The organism is Belliella kenyensis, assembly GCF_022549675.1.
Lineage (GTDB): Bacteria > Bacteroidota > Bacteroidia > Cytophagales > Cyclobacteriaceae > Belliella > Belliella kenyensis.
This window is the reverse complement of the sequence record NZ_JAKZGR010000018.1, coordinates 1-20978: the sequence shown is the minus strand read 5'-3', so window position 1 is coordinate 20978 and position 20978 is coordinate 1. Positions and strand designations below refer to the sequence as shown.

17 protein-coding genes are annotated in these 20978 nt (G+C 38.0%); 7 read left to right on the top strand and 10 right to left on the bottom strand.

What is annotated here, in order from left to right; translation table 11 throughout:
- Positions 1 to 37 precede the first annotated feature (37 nt).
- Genes MM214_RS16390 through MM214_RS16380 form a run of 3 tightly spaced genes read left to right on the top strand, consistent with a single transcriptional unit; the run spans position 38 to position 5509 of the window.
- The gene (locus tag MM214_RS16390; protein ID WP_241297097.1) at positions 38 to 1462 is read left to right on the top strand and encodes a methylmalonyl-CoA mutase family protein; all 1425 of its coding nucleotides are present in this window, start codon (positions 38 to 40) and stop codon (positions 1460 to 1462) included.
- Entirely contained in the window at positions 1459 to 3585 is a 2127-nt protein-coding gene (scpA, locus tag MM214_RS16385; RefSeq protein WP_241297095.1) for a methylmalonyl-CoA mutase, read from the top strand. The genes MM214_RS16390 and scpA overlap by 4 nt, the downstream gene beginning before the upstream one ends.
- Positions 3586 to 3616: 31 nt before the next feature.
- Positions 3617 to 5509, top strand: a complete 1893-nt coding sequence (locus MM214_RS16380) for a TIGR00341 family protein (protein ID WP_241297094.1) — start codon at positions 3617 to 3619, stop codon at positions 5507 to 5509.
- An 84-nt stretch (positions 5510 to 5593) separates the two neighbouring features.
- Here the strand turns inward: MM214_RS16380 and MM214_RS16375 are convergent, their stop codons facing one another.
- Positions 5594 to 5986, bottom strand: a complete 393-nt coding sequence (locus MM214_RS16375) for a hypothetical protein (RefSeq protein ID WP_241297092.1) — start codon at positions 5984 to 5986, stop codon at positions 5594 to 5596.
- 159 nt (positions 5987 to 6145) lie between these two features.
- On the opposite strand from MM214_RS16375, the gene MM214_RS16370 reads away from it, so the two are divergent.
- A complete protein-coding gene (locus MM214_RS16370; RefSeq protein WP_241297091.1) occupies positions 6146 to 8308 on the top strand; it encodes a cation:proton antiporter in 2163 nt (720 codons plus the stop codon).
- Between the two features lie 57 nt (positions 8309 to 8365).
- Here the strand turns inward: MM214_RS16370 and MM214_RS16365 are convergent, their stop codons facing one another.
- The 4 genes from MM214_RS16365 to MM214_RS16350 all read right to left on the bottom strand — a co-directional run bounded on the left by MM214_RS16365 (position 8366) and on the right by MM214_RS16350 (position 11186).
- A complete protein-coding gene (locus tag MM214_RS16365; protein ID WP_241297090.1) occupies positions 8366 to 8686 on the bottom strand; it encodes a 2Fe-2S iron-sulfur cluster-binding protein in 321 nt (106 codons plus the stop codon).
- 15 nt (positions 8687 to 8701) lie between these two features.
- Positions 8702 to 9706 (bottom strand): NAD(P)/FAD-dependent oxidoreductase, encoded by a 1005-nt coding sequence (locus MM214_RS16360; RefSeq protein ID WP_241297089.1) that lies wholly within the window; start codon positions 9704 to 9706, stop codon positions 8702 to 8704.
- Positions 9707 to 9781: 75 nt separating this feature from the next.
- Positions 9782 to 10234, bottom strand: a complete 453-nt coding sequence (locus MM214_RS16355) for a MarR family winged helix-turn-helix transcriptional regulator (RefSeq protein WP_241297088.1) — start codon at positions 10232 to 10234, stop codon at positions 9782 to 9784.
- 76 nt (positions 10235 to 10310) lie between these two features.
- The gene (locus tag MM214_RS16350) at positions 10311 to 11186 is read right to left on the bottom strand and encodes a toxin-antitoxin system YwqK family antitoxin (protein WP_241297087.1); all 876 of its coding nucleotides are present in this window, start codon (positions 11184 to 11186) and stop codon (positions 10311 to 10313) included.
- A 132-nt stretch (positions 11187 to 11318) separates the two neighbouring features.
- On the opposite strand from MM214_RS16350, the gene MM214_RS16345 reads away from it, so the two are divergent.
- The gene (locus MM214_RS16345; protein WP_241297086.1) at positions 11319 to 12521 is read left to right on the top strand and encodes a pyridoxal phosphate-dependent aminotransferase; all 1203 of its coding nucleotides are present in this window, start codon (positions 11319 to 11321) and stop codon (positions 12519 to 12521) included.
- Between the two features lie 50 nt (positions 12522 to 12571).
- Here the strand turns inward: MM214_RS16345 and MM214_RS16340 are convergent, their stop codons facing one another.
- Genes MM214_RS16340 through MM214_RS16320 form a run of 5 tightly spaced genes read right to left on the bottom strand, consistent with a single transcriptional unit; the run spans position 12572 to position 17111 of the window.
- Positions 12572 to 13378: a glycosyltransferase family 2 protein gene (locus MM214_RS16340; RefSeq protein ID WP_241297085.1), complete on the bottom strand. Its 807-nt coding sequence runs from the start codon at positions 13376 to 13378 to the stop codon at positions 12572 to 12574.
- Position 13379: 1 nt separating this feature from the next.
- Positions 13380 to 14192 carry a glycosyltransferase family 2 protein gene (locus MM214_RS16335; RefSeq protein WP_241297084.1) on the bottom strand — a complete coding sequence of 271 codons (813 nt, stop codon included), beginning with the start codon at positions 14190 to 14192 and terminating at the stop codon, positions 13380 to 13382.
- A gap of 6 nt (positions 14193 to 14198) precedes the next feature.
- A complete protein-coding gene (locus tag MM214_RS16330) occupies positions 14199 to 15440 on the bottom strand; it encodes a glycosyltransferase family 4 protein (protein WP_241297082.1) in 1242 nt (413 codons plus the stop codon).
- Between the two features lie 34 nt (positions 15441 to 15474).
- Complete coding sequence (locus MM214_RS16325; RefSeq protein WP_241297080.1) at positions 15475 to 16500, bottom strand: glycosyltransferase family 9 protein; 1026 nt, start codon at positions 16498 to 16500, stop codon at positions 15475 to 15477.
- Positions 16501 to 16502: 2 nt separating this feature from the next.
- Positions 16503 to 17111 carry a DUF4254 domain-containing protein gene (locus MM214_RS16320; protein ID WP_241297076.1) on the bottom strand — a complete coding sequence of 203 codons (609 nt, stop codon included), beginning with the start codon at positions 17109 to 17111 and terminating at the stop codon, positions 16503 to 16505.
- Positions 17112 to 18115: 1004 nt separating this feature from the next.
- On the opposite strand from MM214_RS16320, the gene MM214_RS16315 reads away from it, so the two are divergent.
- Both MM214_RS16315 and amaB read left to right on the top strand, forming a co-directional pair.
- Positions 18116 to 19135: a DUF4421 domain-containing protein gene (locus tag MM214_RS16315; RefSeq protein WP_241297074.1), complete on the top strand. Its 1020-nt coding sequence runs from the start codon at positions 18116 to 18118 to the stop codon at positions 19133 to 19135.
- An 89-nt stretch (positions 19136 to 19224) separates the two neighbouring features.
- Complete coding sequence (amaB, locus tag MM214_RS16310) at positions 19225 to 20769, top strand: L-piperidine-6-carboxylate dehydrogenase (protein ID WP_241297072.1); 1545 nt, start codon at positions 19225 to 19227, stop codon at positions 20767 to 20769.
- Positions 20770 to 20978: the final 209 nt, after the last annotated feature.

The window sequence follows — 20978 nt, the reverse complement described above, 5'->3', positions numbered from 1 at the left end:
ATGATCAGTTGAAATAGCCCAAATAGTTGCCAGATTTATGAGAGATAAATTGTTTGAAGATTTTCGTGCCACAAGTAAGTCAGACTGGATGGAACAGGTGATTAAGGATTTGAAAGGTAAATCCTTTGAAGACACCCTGGTAAGTCAGACCGAAGGTGGGTTTCATATAAAGCCATTTTATACAAGAGAGGATTTAGGGGCAGAGTTTCCGTTGTCTACCATCCATAATCAAGTCAATCCAATACCTAGTCTGCCAGGACTTTCTCCTAGGCAGTGGAGCAATACGGTTAGGGTAGCGGTAGGCGACCAAGATGAAGTTTCGGAGAATAAGAAGTTGATAAATTCCTTACAAACTGGAGCTGATGGGCTCGTCTTATCCCTGACTGGTAAGGAAGATTTGGCAGTGCTTCTCAAAGATGTTGAGCCTTCATACATTCAAATTTTCATTGAACCAAAAGATCATGTGCTGAATGTAGCAGAGGCATTTGAAGCATGGTTGGATAGCAAAAATGTGAGTTTGAATGATATTAATGGTGGGTTTTTATGGGATCCTGCGACGGTTAGCCTGACACAGGAATTCTATCGATCTGAAGGGTTGGAAGTGATTAAGAAGCTACTTATTCAATTCGAAAAGTATCCTAATTTCAGGACGTTTACCATAGATTTTGCTCACTATCATCATGCTGGGGGGCTTAGTTTCCAGGAGTTATCCTACGGATTTGGAGCTTTTCTAGAGCATGTTGATAGATTGACAGAAGAAGGTGTGTCTTTAGCGTTTATTTTTAAAAATGTACTTTTAAAATCGGCTGTAGGATCTGACTTTTTCTTAGAGATTGTCAAATTGAAAGTAGCAAGGATGCTGATTTTTCAAATTGCCAACCTTTTTAAACATGAGCTAGACCCAAAATCTATACCTTTTTATGTACAAACGAGTTATTGGTCAAAAAGTAAGTTTGATATGGATACCAATATGCTTCGGAATACCACTGAGGCCATGTCTGCAATAATCGGAGGATGTACAGCACTAGAAGTGCTTCCACATGATCTCTCTTTGGGTTCTTCTAGTGATTTTGCCTCAAGGATGGCTAGAAATGTATCCAGTATATTGAAGGAGGAGGCTTATTTGGATAAAGTACTGGATCCAGCTGCGGGGTCTTATTACATTGAAAAGCTTGCAGAAGAGCTTTTTAATCGGGTTATCAATGGAATTTTGACAGTAGACGCAGAAGGCGGGTGGTGGAGACTGTCTAGTCTTTATGATATTCAAGCTGAAATCAAAGAAACGAGATCACAGAGACAAGATGAATTGATCAGTGGGCAAAGTGTGAAAGTAGGAGTGAATAAATACAAACAAGAAAAAGCGAATGCCTCCATTGATGATGAGTCGGAAGCGTTTGATTACCAATTGAACTGGAGCAGACATGCGTTGAAATATGAACTTTTAAACTCAAATAACTCATGAAAATTGATCTTCTAAAATTGGGCTTTTACACACGAAGAGAGGAGTTTGAAGTTGATAGAGAAAGCGAAAGTTGGGAAACTGCAGAGAAAATCATTGTTCCACCTGTCACTTCAAGTGATTTGATTGAAGGAATGGAGCATTTGAATTTTGCAGCGGGAATTCCTCCGTACCTTCGTGGACCTTATAGTACCATGTATGTCATGAGACCATGGACCATTCGGCAATACGCGGGCTTCTCTACAGCGGAAGAGTCAAATGCATTTTACAGAAGAAATCTAGCTGCTGGTCAAAAAGGACTTTCTGTAGCTTTTGATTTGGCCACCCATAGAGGTTATGATTCTGATCATCCTCGGGTAGTAGGTGATGTTGGGAAAGCAGGAGTTGCTATAGACTCTGTTTTGGATATGAAGGTATTATTTGACCAGATTCCTTTGGATCAAATGTCGGTTTCTATGACCATGAATGGTGCTGTTTTACCTATCATGGCATTTTACATTGTAGCTGCCGAAGAGCAGGGGGTTGCCCCTCATCAGCTTAGTGGGACCATACAAAATGATATTCTGAAGGAATTCATGGTGCGGAACACTTATATCTATCCTCCGCAAGAATCCATGCGTATCATTGCTGATATATTTAAATACACAGCGAAGTACATGCCCAAATTCAATTCGATTTCCATTTCTGGATATCATATGCAGGAAGCGGGTGCTTCAGCTGAATTAGAGTTAGCCTATACTTTGGCGGATGGCTTAGAATATTTGAGAACTGGAGTGGCAGCAGGTTTGGATATTGATGATTTTGCTCCTAGGCTATCTTTTTTTTGGGCGATAGGGATGAATCACTTTATGGAAGTGGCCAAGATGAGAGCAGGGAGGTTGCTATGGGCCAAGATTGTTAACCAGTTTGCTCCAAAAGACCCAAAATCCTTGGCTTTGCGAACGCATTGTCAGACTAGTGGCTGGTCGCTCACTGCTCAAGACCCCATGAATAATGTCGCTCGCACGACAGTAGAAGCACTTGCCGCGGCACTTGGGCACACCCAATCTTTACATACCAACTCATTTGATGAAGCTATTGCACTTCCCACGGATCATTCTGCCAGAATAGCACGGAATACTCAACTTTATCTGCAGGAAGAAACTAGAATCACAAAAGTGGTAGATCCATGGGGTGGCTCTTTCTATGTGGAGTTCCTCACTGATCAGCTTGTTTCACAAGCTTGGAAATTAATCCAAGAAGTAGAAGACTTGGGTGGAATGGCTAAAGCAATAGAAGCCGGTATACCTAAAATGAGGATCGAGGAAGCAGCAGCAAGGAAGCAAGCAAGGATAGATAGTGGAAAAGATATCATTGTAGGTGTAAATAGGTATATATCTGATGAAGAGGAAGAGTTTGATATACTTGAAGTGGACAATGATGCTGTAAGGGATTCTCAGATTGCTCGTCTCCATAAGCTCAAGGAAGAGAGAGATAGTGTTGAAGTAGGTGAGAGTCTAGAAAGAATTAGACAAGCTTCCAAGTCAGGCGAAGGGAATCTTTTGGAACTAGCAGTGGATGCAGCGCGTAAAAGAGCTACCTTGGGAGAAATTTCGGATGCTATGGAAGATGCTTTTGGAAGACACAAAGCCACAGTGAAGTCAATATCAGGAGTGTATAGCGGTGAAGCAAGAGATAATGCTAGTTTTCTAGAAGCTAAAAAACTAGCAGATGAATTTGCTGCACTTGAGGGAAGAAGACCTAGAATCATGGTGGCCAAAATGGGGCAAGATGGACATGATAGGGGGGCAAAGGTAATTGCTACTGGTTTTGCCGATCTTGGTTTTGATGTGGACATTGGGCCACTTTTCCAAACTCCAGAAGAAGTTGCAAAACAAGCTGCTGAAAATGATGTTCATATAGTAGGTGCATCTTCCTTGGCAGCTGGGCATAAGACCTTGGTTCCAGCATTGATCAATGAGTTGAAGCGCTTGGGTAGAGCAGATATTATGGTAATCGCGGGAGGTGTAATACCACCTAAGGATTATGAGTACCTTTATCAATCTGGAGTCTCAGCAGTATTTGGTCCAGGTACAGTGTTGCCCAAAGCAGCAGTTGAAATATTGAATAAATTGATGGAAGGTTGATATTCAACCTTTCTTTTTTTAAACAGAGTTTATGAAATCGATAATTTTAATATATGATGAAAGTCAGCTAGAATTTTTTGAAAATTCAGTTTTGCCTTTGTTTTCAAACAATGTCAAAATGAAGTTGCCTTATAAAGAATACAGAAAGCATGATTTTTCGGAAAGTGATTTTATTGTAACCTACCTTTCAGATGAGCAAATTAGGTCCTTGCTAGATGTGATCATAGAAGATCATTGGAAAATAGGTTTTTTGCCTCATCCAAAAATGCTGGAGGCAAGACAAGGTTTTGGGGTGTCGTCCAATCTCGAGGTTGCGGTAGAGAATATTTTGACAACTGAAGAGGTCTTTGATATCGATGTTTTGACGGCCAATGGACAGCCTGTATTGAACAAGTTAATGATTGGGGATTCTTTCAGTCTTTTGTATGCTGTAGAAAAAGAAAAGAACTGGTTTATTCAATTTGCTACAAGATTCAAAAGGTTGCTAGGCTCCTTTAGAAGGGTGAGACTCCAGCCATATGCTATCAATTGGAGTACTGAATCTGGAGAGTTTAGAGAAAAACCAATCGATACAGCTGCCTTAGGGATGGTAGTCGTTCAGCATGGTCAGAGTTCAATTTTGTCACGAAGAATTATAGAAGGTTCTTATGCAAATGATGGCCTCATGCATTGCCTTATTCTTGCCCCTAGTAGCATATGGGAAATTTTAAAGTTTGGGTTTTTTAGTCTTTTTAATAGTTCAAAGAAAAATGGATTGCCTGAATATGTAGCTCATATCAAGACGGATAAGGTGAAAGTAGTAAGCAGAGAAGCAATCAATTATACTGTAGATGATGTTTTATTGACTTCAAAATCCATCGAACTCGAAGTCCTTCCAAGATCATTGGCGATAGTCCCTGGCAAATCTCTAAAAACAGAGAAAAAAGTAGAAAAAAGTAAAGCATTTAAAGTTCAAAATCTTCCACAAGGAGAATTAAAAAACGAGTTACTTGAGCGCTTTTTGCCAATTACCAATCACGCTACGACAGAAGAGTTTAAGTGGCTTTTTTCTATATTAAGAGAGAATTCAAAGCTTAGCTCCAGCTATATGGTGCTTATGGCTTTGTCAACAATTATTGCAACATTTGGTCTGTTTGGTGATTCGTCTCCTGTGATCATTGGGGCCATGATTTTAGCTCCCTTGATGTCACCAATTATTTCCTTGGCAATGGGAGTATTGAGACAAGATGAAAAGTTGATCAAAGAAAGCTTCAAAACCATTGGATTTGGGTTGGCAATTGGATATTTATTTGCTGTTCTGATCACGTGGTTTACGCCTTTGAATGTAATGAATAGTGAAATTACGGCTAGGATTAGGCCTAATTTGCTTGATTTGGGAGTTGCTGCTGCCTCTGGTGTGGCTGGAGCTTATGCTCATGCCAAAAAGGAAATAGCTAAGACACTAGCAGGAGTAGCTATTGCTGTGGCTCTAGTTCCGCCATTAGCCGTTTCTGGTGTGGGTCTGGGCTGGGGAGATTGGTCGGTCTTTTGGGGTGCGCTTCTATTGCTAGGTACCAACTTGGCAGGGATGGTATTGGCTGCAGCTATGACTTTTCTCTTTCTAGGCTTTAGCCCATTCAAATTGGCAAAGAAGGGTCTTATCATTTCCTTGGTTTTTGTAGGAGTGATTTCTGCGCCTTTGGCTTTTGGTTTTTCGAAGATGGTGAAAGAAAATAAAATCATCCAAGAGCTGAGCGGAAAAGAATTGTCAATCGGTACACTTAGAGATGTAAAAGTGATCAAAGTAGCACCTCTGAAATTGTCTGCCACAATAGTTTCCGAGTCCCCCCTGGATGTCAATGAGCTTGGAAAAGTCAAAGAAGATATTGAAGAAGTTCTATCACAAGAGATTGAATTAGAACTTTCTGTAGCCATTGAGTTGTGATGGGAGTAGAAGTTAGGATGCAATATTTAGCAATTCAAAGAGACTAGTGTCACCAAGTCTTTCCTTCTACTAAAAAGCAAAATACTATTTACTCCATTTTTCTATTCTTAACCCCAAACCAATACCTATGTTCCACTCGCCGTTATGGGTTGCAGTTTTTGGATTATAATATAATGGGACTTGAATAGCTGCCATCTTATAGCTGTAAGTAAACCCTACGCCTAAGTTAGGAGTGACAAAGGTGTTTCGAGGAATGTTTCTGTCTTTCTTGAACCGAAGAGAAGGGAGCATTCCTAAGATGAATTTCGAGTTTTTGTAAGTCGAATTGATGTTAGGCCCAGTAAAATTGATAAATGCCCCTTGATCAACATATCCAATGATTCCAATACCGTCATACAAAGCCGACTCTGTTCTCAAATTTTGAGAGAATGTAGGAAAGCTCACTAGGAGTAAAATGAATGTTATCGCCTTTTTCATTTTTCAAAAAAAATAAATCATCAGTCTTAAATGAAACCTTTGCTTCAAAATTAAAGTTAAAAGTATTTTTATCTAGTTTTCGATCAAAGCCCAAATCCTAAAGTGAAATTTCTAAATTATTATTTAAGAATAAACTTAAACTAAAAAAAAGTACACCTTATGCTGTTTCTCGCAGAATTGAACTTCAGTTTACCATGGTCAAACCCTGTGCTGATATTTTCAAGCATACTTTTCATCATTTTATTTGCTCCTCTTCTTTTGAATAGAATTAAAATCCCGCAGTTGATAGGACTCATTGTGGCAGGAGCTATCATAGGGCCCAATGGTATCAACTTGCTGGAAAGGGACAGTAGTGTGGTTCTTTTTGGAACTGTTGGCTTGCTTTATATCATGTTTTTGGCTGGGTTGGAAATTGATATGGCTGATTTCAAAAAGAACAGTGGGAAATCCGTCATTTTCGGCCTTTATACATTTTTGATTCCTATGGTTTTAGGAACCTTGGGTGGTTTATATATTCTCAACTTTTCATTTCCTACTTCGATACTTTTGGCCTCCATGTTTGCTTCACATACTTTATTGGCCTATCCGATCATCAGTAAAATGGGCATAGTCAAAAATAGGGCAGTCAATATCACTGTAGGAGGGACAGTGATCACAGATACATTAGCACTTTTGGTTTTGGCTGTGGTGGTTGGTGTTTCAGCGGGTGAACTTACCAATGAATTTTGGATAAGGTTGATAGTATCACTTTTGATATTTTCAGCAATTGTAGCATTCGTATTCCCAATCATTGGGAGGTGGTTTTTTAAGAAATTTGATGATAATGTCTCTCAATATATTTTTGTTTTGGGAATGGTGTTCTTTGCGGCATTTCTAGCCGAAGCGGCAGGAGTGGAAGCGATAATTGGCGCTTTCTTGGCAGGACTGGCTTTAAACAAGTTGATTCCTCATACATCTCCTTTGATGAACAGGATTGAGTTTGTCGGTAATGCTTTATTTATCCCATTTTTCCTGATAGGGGTTGGTATGCTGATAGACTTTCGTGTCTTTTTCAATAATGTAGAAACAATCATCGTCGCTGTAGTGATGTCTGTAATAGCAACCTCTTCAAAATTTATTGCAGCATGGGTTACACAGAAGACTTTTAAGTTTTCAAGAGCCCAGAGGGATGTTATTTTTGGATTGAGCAATGCTCAGGCAGCGGCAACCCTAGCTGCGGTATTGGTAGGGTACAATGTGATACTAGGAGAAGATGCCAACGGTGAGCCTATCAGACTGTTGGGGGAAAGTATCCTCAATGGTACTATTTTGATGATTTTGGTGACTTGTACCATTGCTAGTTTTGTGGCACAAAAAGGAGCGACCAAGTTGGCAATAGAAGAAGAAAGTGGAAATGGGGATGAAGAGGAATCCGAGGCAGAAGAGAAGATCCTTATACCTGTAAACTATCCTGAGAATGTAGAGGAACTTATACATCTAGGTGTTACGATCAAGACTAAATCTCAAAAAGATGCTTTGGTGGCTTTGAATATCATTCCTTCTGATTCTCAAGATGCGTCTATGGAAAAGCAAGCAAAGAAACTCTTGGAAAAAGCAAGTGTGTTTGCAGCCTCTACGGATAATCACCTGACAGAATTGACGAGGTTTGATTCCAATGTTGTCAATGGAATTACCAATGTAGTAAAGGAAAACAAAGTGACTGATATCATCCTTGGTCTTCACAAAAGTCAAGGTATTTCGGGTTCCCTACTCGGGAAGTTGACAGAAGGTATTCTTGGAAAGATCAATTTGACGGCATTGATTTATAATAGTGTGCAGCCATTGAATACTATCAAGCGATACATTGTAGTGGTACCACCTGGTGCTGAGCATGAAATGGGCTTTGCATTTTGGCTGTTGAGGGTGTGGAATATAGGTAGGAATACGGGAGCCAAGTTGGTATTCTATGCTTCTGAAGAAACATTGAGTTATATCCAACAGGTGCAGAAAAAGTTTAGTGTTGAGGCTGAGTTTGAAGATTTTTCCGATTGGGATGATTTCTTGATCATTTCCAAAGACCTCAAAGACAATGATGCCTTGATCGTTGTAATGAGTAGGAGAGGAGGAGTGTCATATAGCCCATACATGGAAAAAATACCAAAGTATCTCAACAAATATTTCAAAGGAAACAATTATGTATTGATATACCCAATGCAGTTTGATTTTGATCAGCGTGGGTATACATCCTATGGAGGCACTCCTTTGCTTAAACCACTCCTCGAGGGCGTCAGCACTTTGGAGAGTTTCCCAAAAGTTGTGGGACAGCTTTTCAAATGGAAGTAAAAAAGGAAAGAGGCTCAAAGGAGCCTCTTTTTTTATATTGTTAATAGATTTGAGATTTTAGTTGTCTTCGCCTCTGAGTTTGACTACAGCTCCTTCCAAAATATCTCCTATTCTGATTTGACAAGCCAATCTACTAGTTGGGAAATACTCAGGAAGATTCTCAAGCTGATCAAGCTCCACATCTGTGGCTTCACCAAGCTCATCTTTGCCCTCAAGTACTTCGATGTGGCATGTAGCACAGAGTGCCATGCCACCGCAAGTAGCTAATACAGGGTATTCTGAGGCTTTCAGGATTTCCATAAGGCTCAAGCCCATGTCATCTGGGGCTTCTATTTCTTGGCGATTGCCAGCGTGATCTTCTACAGTGAATGTTACCATGTCGCAAAGGTAAGTTTAAAATGCATTTACACCATTAACAGTCGTGTATTTAAAGCTAAGTTTTTGGTCTGGATAAACGTATTTGAATGCTGAATGCATCATGATAGCAGCCTCATGGAATCCACACAAGATCAATTTTAGTTTTCCTTCATAAGTATTGATATCTCCAATGGCATAAATCCTTTCTACTCCAGTGGAGTAATCTTTGGTGTCTACTTCTATGGCATTTTTGTCAATGCTCAATCCCCAATCAGCAATAGGTCCAAGCTTAGGACTCAGGCCAAAAAGAGGTATAAGGTAATCTACGTCAATTGTGATTTCTTCTTTAGTCTTGGTTTCAAGTTTGAGGGACTCGAGGTGCTCTCCACCATTGATTTCTTTCAAGTTTGCCGAAAGTATCAAATCAATTTTACCATTGTTAGCCAAATCAAACACTTTGGCAGCAGAATCTGGAGCACCTCTAAAGGTCTCATTTCTGTGTACTAGAGTTACTCTTTCAGCCAAATTGGCCAAGTATATCGTCCAGTCTAGAGCGGAATCTCCTCCTCCAGCGATTACTACTTTTTTATCTCTGAAGGTTTCTGGATTTTTTACCATGTAGTTTACTCCTTTTCCTTCAAACTGCTCAAGGTTTTCAAGAACGGGCTTTCTCGGCTCAAAACATCCAAGACCTCCTGCGATTACGACTACCTGTGCATGGACTTTGGTCTTGTCACTTGTCGTGATTATAAATGAACCATCATCTTGCTTTGCCAAATGATCAACTCTTTCCCCAAGTGTAAATGTGGGATTGAAAGGTTTGATTTGATCCATCAAATTATCTACCAATTCTTGTGCTTTGACTTCTGGATATCCTGGGATATCATAGATTGGTTTCTGCGGGTAAATTTCAGATAGCTGACCTCCTACTTGGGGTAGTGCGTCTATTAAGTGACAGCGCATTTTAAGTAGGCCTGCTTCAAAAACCGCAAATAAACCTACAGGTCCAGCTCCAATGATGCAAATATCAGTATTAATCATATCGGTAGTTTTTATGGGTAAACCCATTTTTGTTTGAGATTGTTCGTGTAAATATAATTAGTATAACAACTTTATTTATGCTTCATGATCACTATGCTCTTCGAGGTTGTCATAGATCGTATTCAGTATTCTTCTAAACTCCTCAAAGTCCCTTTCATTCAAGTTTTCCCAAGCTTTTTCCCTAATCTTAGTGATCTGCGGTTTGAGAGCTTTGACTTTTTCTACCCCCTCATTGGTCAGGTGAAGTTGAAAGCTTCTTCTATCTTGAGGATGGGGCACTCGCTCCACATAGCCTTTTTTACAAAGGATGTCAATGATTCTGGTGAGCGTCGGGTGATCTTTGAAGACTAATTGCGCCAGTTCTGTTTGACTCACTAGCACATTCTCTGAAAGATTTTTCAATACCAACCATTGATCCACAGTTACATCAAAATCCCCTTGATTGAATTTTTGCTGCGCATATTGCTTTACCTTACGAGCTGTTCTGTCGAGAAGGAAGGAGTATTTACTGAATTGTTCTTGTGTCATACCAATAATTAGTGTGACAAATATAGCAACAATATGATACAAAATCAATTCCCTACAAAAAAAGTAGGGAAATTGATTATTGATTAGAAATCAAGTTGTTTCTGTAAATTAGATTACCGTTTTTATCCCATTCGGCACGGATGTATGGGCGTACATTTTTAGTAAATGCCTTTTCTTGATATTGAATCTCACGCTTGCGGACTGCTTGAGTGTTTTTAGTATCCCAGTATTCTGTCCATAGACCTACTTTTTCTCCATATTGGTATTCACCTACCACGGCGACTTGTCCATTTTCATAAAACTGAAAATAGTTTCCCTCCATCAGGTCATATTCAATTGGAGTCATTTTCTCAATGGTTTTATTGTCGGCATCATAATAGGTAGTTCGTGAATCTTTTCTCCATCCTCCATTATAGTGGCCTTTGTCAAGTAAGACATTACGGCTATCGAAAGTCATCCAAGTACCATGTTTTGTACCATAATAAAACATGCCTTTTTCCACAGTGACATCCCCCACAATCCTTTCGTATGGCCCATGTAGGAGTACTCCTTTTCCAGCGTCAAAGTCTTTTGTTCGTATGATTTTCTCTTTGGTATCATACCAATATATGTCGCGTATGTATGGGTCGGGTTTATGTGACTGTGTGGTATAGTTGAAAAGTGTATATTGCACCTGATCCCTCATAACCTGCCTGGTTCTTGCTCTGTGTGTTTTTTCTCCAAAGTAGATGTTCTTTTTCTCTTTTTTCTTTTGTTTTTTCTTTTTTTCTTTCTTCGATTGCTCATCAAACAATAGAAGAGGGGAAGTAGTAGGCAATAATTTATTACTCACAATTCCAGAGGAATCTGGGTCAATAAGAGGAGTCTCAATTTCTTTTTTGTTTTTCTTCTGTGCGAAGAGGGTTGCTGGAACCAAGAAAAATAGGGAAATCCCGATCCAAATTGCTTTCATATTTACTTAAACGTGTTCGAAAACCAAATATTGAATTTTAAAATTACTAATTGATGATCAAATCTCCGTTATGTTTAGAATTTTATATTCTAATCTTTAATTTTGGACAAATTTTAAAAACAACCAAGTAAAATGAATTCAATCCTATCAGACCGAATTAACCAAATGGAGGAGTCAGCCACGCTGGCTATGGCAAAAAAAGCCCGCGAACTGAAGAGTCAAGGTGTAGATATTATTAGCTTGAGCTTAGGTGAGCCTGATTTCAAGACCCCAAAGCATATTCAAGATGCAGCAAAATCAGCTATAGATGAGGGTAAATACTTTGCTTATCCCCCTGTGGCAGGATATCAAGACTTGAGAGAAGCTATTGCCAAAAAGCTAAGAGAAGATAATCATATAGCGGATGCGAAGGCAGAGAATATAGTTGTGTCGACTGGAGCTAAGCATTCTATTGCCAATATTTTTATGTGTATGATCAATGAGGGTGATGAAGTGGTGATCTTCTCTCCATACTGGGTGTCCTATGCTGAGATCATCAAAATGGCAGGCGGAGTGCCAGTGCTTATCGAAGGAACATTAGAAAACAACTTCAAAGCTACAGCTCAACAGCTTGAAGATGCCATGACTTCAAAAACCAAAGCTGTGATCTATTCTTCACCTTGTAACCCTACTGGTTCTGTTTTCAGCAAGGATGAGTTAGAAGCTATCGCTGATGTAGTAAAGAAAAGAGATGATGTGTATGTGATCGCAGATGAAATTTATGAATTGATCAATTTTACAGGCAAGCATTTTAGCATTGCATCTATCCCGGGTATGTTTGACCGCACGATTACTGTCAATGGATTCTCAAAAGGTTATGCAATGACTGGCTGGAGAGTAGGGTATATATGTGCCCCATTGTTTATAGCCAAAGCATGTGAAAAAATGCAAGGTCAATTTACATCTGGAGGCACAGGGATTGCGCAGCGTGCGGCACTAGCAGCAATAGCAGGAGATCAAACACCTTCCAAAGAAATGGAGAAAGCATATTTGAGCAGGAGAGAACTTGTGCTTGCTTTGTTGCAAGACATCCCGGGGATCAAAACACACATTCCAGAGGGAGCATTTTACTTCTTCCCAGATGTGACGGCCTTCTTTGGCAAGTCTAGCGGATCTCATAAAATCAACAATGCTGATGATTTATGCATCTATTTGCTTGAAGATGCCAACGTGTCTTTAGTTACTGGGGCAGCTTTTGGTGCGCCTGATTGCGTTAGGTTGTCTTATGCTGCTTCTGATGAAGAATTGAAAGAGGCATTGAAAAGAATGAAAGAATCATTGGGTAAATTAGGATAATTGCCCAAAATAGGAAGAGTATTGGGAGTCCCATTTCCCATACTCTTCTTTTATTTTTTTATCCCATAGGGGGTAAACACGGTTTTGTTTTTTTTTGTAGCTTTTCTGATGGCCTTGTTTTGGATAAGATCTTCTTCTTTGATGTATGATCTTTCATGATCCAAGTGTACACATATTGCTTTGTATCTTATTTGTGTCCCTGAGATTCCATAATTTTCTAACCTCTCGCCAAGCTCACGATCTTCACCTCCATATTTCATCCTTTCGTCAAACCCGTTTACAGCCAAAATATCTTCTTTCCATCCTGAGGCATTGTGACCATTCCAAGAAGGCTTGGTGGTTGTGATAGCATTCAGTATGCTTGTAAGTGTCTTGCTGTTAGATAGCTTAGTGTTTTTGAATGTGTTTTCAAGACCATTTTCAGCTAGCCATTCTGTGTCAAAACAAAGCTGATTTTCGATAATTTCGGGTGTAATGGCTTTCGAAATGGAAAGTGGTAGTTTAAAGTATCCACCAGAAAGAAATTTACCTTCCTCTCTATACTTTAGGTGATTTTTTAAAAAATCTTTTCTTGGGATGCAATCTCCATCAGTGAAAATCAAGTAAGGGGTAGTGGAGGCTTCAATTGCTTTGTTTAAAATTTGACATTTTCTAAACCCCTCATCTGGATGCCATACATGCACAAGAGACTCAAATTGGATTTTGTAATTATCTATTAATCTGGCAGTCTCTTGTGTTGATCCATCATCAGCGATGATGATCTCAAATTCCTTGTGAGATTGACATAGAAAACCTAAAAGTACTTTTTCAAGCCATTCTGGAGAGTTGTATGTGCTGATGATGACTGATGCATTCATTTTATAGATATTTGTCAATACCGTTTTGTGTTTTAATAATTCTTTGATTGACAGCATTTTGATAAATCTCGTCATTAATATTTTGACTAGATCTATTCGAAAATTGATGCCAAATGTGATAAACTATAGCTGAAAATTTCAAAAATCTCTTTTCTTTTCCGTTATTTATCATTCTTGTTACAAACTCTTTATCTTCACTACCCCACCCAATCATATTTTCATTATATCCATTAATTTGAATTGCGTCATCTCTCCAATATGCCATATTACAACCTCTTGTGAAGTCTCTGTACTTATTTTTAGTCTTATATTTATTTGAAAGAAATTTTGTTAAATAGGGCATCCTAAGACCATTAAAAAAATTATTGCTGTTTTTTTTAATTTCATTTATAGGCGAAAGTATTCCAGAGTTTATGATTTTTTTTGAGTATGATTCATGTAAATTTACTCTACTTCCAGTTGTGAATGAGTTGGTTTTTATATGGTTAATATGATCTTGAATAAAGTATGGATTTAAAATTAAATCACCGTCAATTTGTATGATATAGGGGTGTTTACATGCTGCAATAGCTTTGTTTCGGATTTTAGCTAGTTGAAATCCATCATCTTCTTGCCAAATATGTTGAATAGGGGTGTCAGTCTTTTTATGAAAGCTTTCTATTAAGTTTCTTGTGGGATCTTTTGACCCATCATCGGCAAAAACTACCTCATCTGGCAGAGTGTGCTGATTTAAAATACTTTGAAAACAAAGGTTTAAAGCCTCTGGCCAATTATAGGTTGTAATTAATAGTGAAACTTTGGTTCTGTTACTCATTATTCGTTATTTTACAGGGACTTCTTCAATCAATATTTTAAGATCTGAAATTATTTTCTTCCAATTATAGTGTGTTAAAACATATTCCTTAGCCTTTTTTACCATATTATCTCTGTATTTTGAATTCTCTAGGGATAATTCCAATTTATTGAAAAAGTCATTTTTGGTAATGAAGTAATCGCAAGCAAAATCACTTTTTATACAATGTTGTTTCATTACTTCACAATTACCATTTACGATAACGGGCTTGCCAAGTGCCATTGACTCTAATAATAATAAGGACAAACTCTCTTTATCTGAAGGGTTTACGACCATTCTAGCTTTGGAGATCAGTGCGGTTTTTTCAGCTTCTGATACAAACCCTGTATAAATAATATCTTCATTATTTACCATCTTCATGAAAAGTCTGCCCGTTAAAACAAGCTTAACATTTGATTTATTGATCTTTTTATATTCTAAAAACCAGTCGGTTAGTTTTCCGATTTTAACAGGGGTAATCCGTCCAAAATATAAGATATATGAATCAGGTAAATCGAATTTTTCAACTATATGATCCTCTGAGGTTGGTTCAGTAATGTCTATCCCAACTGCTAGTATACTTGACTTAGAAAGTTTGTTGCCAAATACCTTTTTGCATAAATCCCTCTCAGCTTCAGTATTGAATGCAATATGAAATATTTCTGTAAAAATTTTTGATTGGATGGATCTGTATAGGTCACCTTCTTCATGTGCAGTTGGAATCAATATACAATTATTGGGATATTTTTTTCCTATGAAATAAGTTGAAGGGTAAGGATAAGAAATCAGTATTATTGCTTGATAACTATTTACATTTTGATTTACATATTCAATTAAAGATGGGGAAAATAGACCATGAGCCTTTAACATTTCCTCTTCTTTTCCAGTCCCTATTGACCAAACAGGAAACAAATTAGATATCCATTTCAAAGCTTTGATGCGGAATAAATTACGTCTTATTTTTCTGCCTAGCTTGCTGGCTTTGTAAATCTTTTCATATTTCGATTTTTCAAATGGTTGTGTTTGAAATCTTCTGACTTTTACCTCGTTCATTATTTCAAGACCTTCTTCATAGAAAGGTTCAAATGTGTTAATATCTATGGTTGTCGATGTTAGAACCTCCACATCATAGAAAGGGGTAAGCCTCTCTGCTAGCATTTTACAGTGAATTTCAGCCCCTCCATTTACTTCTTTACCGTATTGGCATACTATAAATGCTATTTTCTTCATGGTAAACTTTAAATTTACTTGTATTGATGGCGTATTACTTGTTTTTCAGTAGAACCTCTGCCACCTTCTCTACCACCATCTCTGGACTTACTAAATCTATTGCCTCCACACCATCACAGTCGCAAGGTTTGTTCCCGTAGATAGAGCTTGGTCTTGATGTATGCTCCACTTGCACACAGTTTTCCAATGATTGACCATATCCCAAAAAACCTAAATTTGGATGGGTAGCTCCCCAAATTGAAACACATTTTGTGCCAACAAGCGAAGCCATATGCATACCTGAACTGTCCATGCTAATCATGACGTCTAAATTTGCAATAATGTCCAACTCTTCGCTCAAGGAATATTTGCCTATAGTGCTTATCGTATTTGAATACTTTTCTGACCAAGCTTCAGTCTTTTGTTTTTCCTCTTTTCCTCCACCAAATAAAAGGATAGTGTGACCTTTTTTGTGGAGTTGAGCGATGACTTCCTCCATTTTATTTTCGGGAAATACCTTATAGACATGCTGAGCAAATGGCGCAATTCCTATAAAAGTTCTTCCTTTAGAAAATAAGTCTTTAAGATTTTCAGGTATTGGATTAGATTTTTTATACAGCTGGTGTGATAGTACCAAGGTGTAGCCCAAATTTCGAAAAGCATCAGCATAAGCTTCCGTTACCAAAGGTAACTTAAGGAGCTTTGAAGTCTTTCCGTTTATGAAGGACTTCTTCTCCTTTCTCCTTTTGTTCAGAGTGCTGACAGGGTGATTGGAAAGTTTGAAAAAAAGGCTGATAAATCTACTTCTCAGGTTGTTGTGTAAATCCACGAGAGCGGAAGGTTTGTACCTAAGAAGTTCCCTAGAGAGGCGATATAGTCCGAAAAGACCCTTATGAGTGGTTTTTGGTCTGATTTCAAGGAATTGGACTCTAGGTATGTTTTTAAAAAAATCAGCAAAATGACCCCTTGAAACCATGATGATTTCTATATTTTTGTTTTGTTCGACAAACTCTCTGATTACAGATGCCGTCATGGCAACATCACCCATCGCAGAAAACCGGGTCACTATGATGCGATTCATGTTTAGCTTTTAGAATTCCCGTATAATACTGGATTCATAGTCGGGTCATTATACATTTTCATCTGCTTATAGACTTTCATGTATTTTTTTCCGGATTTTATATCAGTAAGTAAGTCATCAATACTTTGTGATAAATCCTTCCTTTGTTCTAAGAGAATATCAAGTTTTTCCTTACATTTTGCAAAATGTGCTTTTGATATGTCTGTACGGAGGGTCTCTTGCTCCATATGGTATATTTTCAAAGCAAGAATCGACAGCCTATCGATGGCCCATGCTGGACTTTCGCTATTTACTTTTGCATCAGTATTTGGAACTACATTTTTGAACAAATCCAAATAATAACTATCTATAAACTCGACAGTATCGGTACGGACTTGGTTCTGCTGATCAATCCTTCTTTTCCAATACAATCCTTCTTCTGGAGCGATTTTAGGATCCCGAACCACATCTTCCATGTGCCACTGAGCAGTGTCTATCCAGCACTTCATATATAACAAGTGCTCAAGTGTGTCCTTGTGATAAGGATTCTCTATAGTTCGGTCTATTTGATCGAAAATATGATAATCTTGTATTGCTTTTTGGAAAATTTCGTTGGCTGTCTCACTGATCATGATGCAAAAATAGAGATTGTTATATTATTATACAAGCTAGCTTTCTCTGTCCCTTATATTAGTATTTGATGAAATAATTAGCTGTTTTTTTATTTAGAAAAATTATTTTTAAGAAAATTCATGGAAAAATTATCATCTCCTAAATCTAGACTTTCTGTCAAAGACTCGTCTGCAATGACATCCTTTGCTCTCCAAAACGAAAAAATGTCGCTCCTAAATTCAAATTGGTAGATTCTAAAGTATTGAGTAGTTTAAATATGAATAATACAAGAAATAATTGAACTACCGTTAATTGATGTACCTACATATAATTTCTATTTATTTTACACTTTTTTTGATAATTGATGTAATGACATTAGATAAGTATTTTGAACTTTAAGTTTATAAATATACTAAAAATTGCCTTTTGTTGCCTTTTAAATGAAATTTAATTCTGCATTTGTCTTTTTAAATTGTTTCCGAGAGATGATTGCCCTTTGATTGAGATGCAATCGTTTTCATTTTTTTTGACCCTTGTTTTTATCATGTTGGTGTTATTATTTTTATATTTTATCTAAAAAAACCGTGAATTATTATTTGGAAATTAAGCAGAAATTTATCTACCTTTGTCTCGGGTGATTAAGCAACTTTTTCTGCTTAGAATTTTTGTTTTATTACGAATGTGAAGGTCATTATGAGAATTGTTTTTTCTGGCCTTCACATTATTTTAAGGTCCTGCTTTTGGCAGGACTTTTTTATTTTAGCCTTTCTGACATAATCTTGTTTCAAATTTAGATTCACTTTAGCTTTTTTGGCTTAGACTTTGACATGAAATATGGTTGAGCTCTACATGAAGTTTATTTAGTTTGGTTTGACCTATAGATTTGAAAAGTAGATTTTTGAATTTTCATCCATGGGGTCAGTCTCAAAATCGAAATCAATAAATTTAATTGACTAGTTTTTGAGTTTTTGTAATAGCTTTGAAATTGATGTGAGTGTCAAACTTGATCTTTAAATATTTAATTATGCGCACCTTAAGTTTTGTGGTACTCATTGGGTTGTTTTATATGCTGGGTATTGATTATCTATATGCTGTTCAAGAGGATACGACTTATTATGTAGTGTACCCAGATAAATTGACTACTCGGGTCTATACCTCAAGGAAGTATACAGCTTTTGAATTGAAAGATAGGGTATCTGGTGATAAAATGAGATTTGAACCAAACTCGACTTTAAATATGGGTATCGGAGCAACTTACAATAACCTGACATTGAACTTGGCTTATGGGTTTGGTTTTCTCAACCCAGACCGTGGCACTGGGGAGTCAAAATATCTAGATCTACAGGCTCATGCCTATCCCAAAAATCTCGTAATTGATCTTTTTGGTCAATTCTACAGAGGTTACTATGTGGACTTGTCTTCACATTCTTTTAGCAATGAGCCTTTCTATGTCAGTCCGACCATGAGGGTTCATAAGTTTGGAGCAAACGTGCAATATTTGTTTAATGGAGATAAGATTTCTTTGAGAGCAGCTTTTCTCCAAAACGAGTGGCAAAAGAAATCTGCGGGGTCTCCTTTGCTGGGTTTTGAAATTTATGGAGGTAATGTGCTTGATGAGCAGCCTATTTTGCCTCTTGGTTTTTTGTCAGATGAATCTAGGAATTTTCAAAGGTCTAACTTTTTTCAATTCGGACCCAATGCTGGGTATGCTCATACTTTTGTGATCCTAAAGCATTTTTTTATCACCGGTTACGCTTCAACGAACCTAAGTCTGGGTCATCAAAATTTAGAGTTTGCAAGTGGGTTTGAAAATAGATGGGCTATTAGCTCTAATTTATTTTTGAGAGGATTTGTAGGTTATAACTCTGAGAAGTGGTCAGTCAATTTCAACTATGTGCATAATAGGGTGGAGATGGTTAGGAATTCTTCTTTTGATAATACGCTAATGACAGGGAATTATCGGATAAATTTTGTGTACAGGTTTGTTCCTGGAAAGGGTATCAGACGATATTTAGATGCAGTAGATTTGAAAAGACTTCTATAGTTATTTGTTTATTGATTTTGGCTGTCTTTTTTATGATCTATTTTTTTTGTTAGATTTACCAATATTGTTAGCATGTTAAACCCAAAAAAATGACACGAGATTTTGGAATAAAAGAAGTCCTAAAAAGGCTGAGCATATCTGGGGAGAATTTAGGTACCAGTACGGGTGTGCAGTGGATAGAGGCTAGTGAAGGTGAAATATCTTCATATTCTCCAGCTGATGGTGCGCTGATCGGTAAAGTTAAGGTCACGAGTAAAGCAGGTTATGACCAAGTCATGAATCAAGCGGATAAAGCTTTTAAACATTGGAGACTCATTCCTGCGCCACAGAGGGGAGAGATAGTGAGACAAGTAGGGAATGCGCTGAGGGAATCAAAAGAAGATTTAGGTAAGTTGGTTTCTTATGAGATGGGCAAATCCTATCAGGAGGGTTTGGGAGAGGTTCAAGAAATGATCGATATCTGTGATTTTGCAGTGGGGCTATCTAGGCAATTATACGGTCTGACAATGCATTCGGAGAGACCCTCTCATAGGATGTACGAGCAGTGGCATCCTCTCGGTGTAGTGGGTGTGATCTCTGCATTTAATTTTCCAGTAGCAGTATGGTCATGGAACGCAATGATAGCTATGGTATGTGGAAATGTTTGCATATGGAAACCCTCAGAAAAGGCTCCGCTTTCCGCAATTGCATGTCAACATATCATTTCAAGTGTATTAAGTGCCAATGATATGCCAGAAGGCATTTCTTCATTGGTTATAGGAGACTTTAAGGTTGGCGAGTATATTTCCAGAGATAAGAGGATTCCGCTTGTTTCCGCGACTGGATCTACTCGTATGGGTAAGATAGTAGCTCAGGAAGTAGGAGGGCGATTGGGAAGATCACTTCTAGAATTAGGGGGTAACAATGCAATGATTGTATCACAGCATGCTGATTTGGACATTGCGATTAGAGCATCTCTCTTTGGAGCTGTGGGTACAGCAGGACAGCGTTGCACTACTACCCGAAGACTGATAGTCCATGATGCAGTGTATGATGAAGTAAAAGAAAGGCTCAAGGCTGCTTATCAAAAATTAGTAGTGGGTAACCCTCTGGATGAAGCTAATCACGTTGGTCCCTTGATTGATAAAGACGCGGTGAGCATGTATTTGACAGCGATCGACAATGTTAAAGCTGAAGGGGGGAAAGAATTGGTTTCTGGAGGGGTATTGAAGGGAGAAGGGTTTGAGTCTGGTTGCTATGTCAAGCCTTGTATTATCGAAGCTGAAAACCATTATGAGATGGTTCAGCATGAGACGTTTGCACCGATTCTTTATTTGATTCGTTACCAAGATTTGGAAGAGGCTATTGGTATTCAAAACGATGTGCCTCAAGGTTTGTCGTCTGCGATCATGACCTTGAATATAAGAGAGTCTGAGCTTTTTCTATCAGCAGCTGGATCAGATTGTGGTATTGCCAATGTGAATATAGGTACTTCGGGTGCAGAGATTGGAGGAGCTTTTGGAGGAGAAAAGGAAACAGGGGGTGGAAGAGAGTCTGGCTCGGATTCTTGGAAAGCATATATGAGAAGACAGACCAATACGATAAATTATGGAAGCGCGCTACCTTTGGCTCAGGGTATAAAATTTGATATATAAGCGATAAGATTTATTGAAAAATTAGGTGAGTTAATTTGCTAGACTGTTTACAGATTCAAATAGTCAGTAAATTAACTCATTTTTTAGGGCTTCTTGCTTAATTATTAACTAACTGATAATCAGTAAAATAATTAACAAAAACATAACACAAAAACCCCGAATTTGGCTGTTCCCAGCTTTTTTCGGGGTTTTCTTTTTTGTATTTTAAG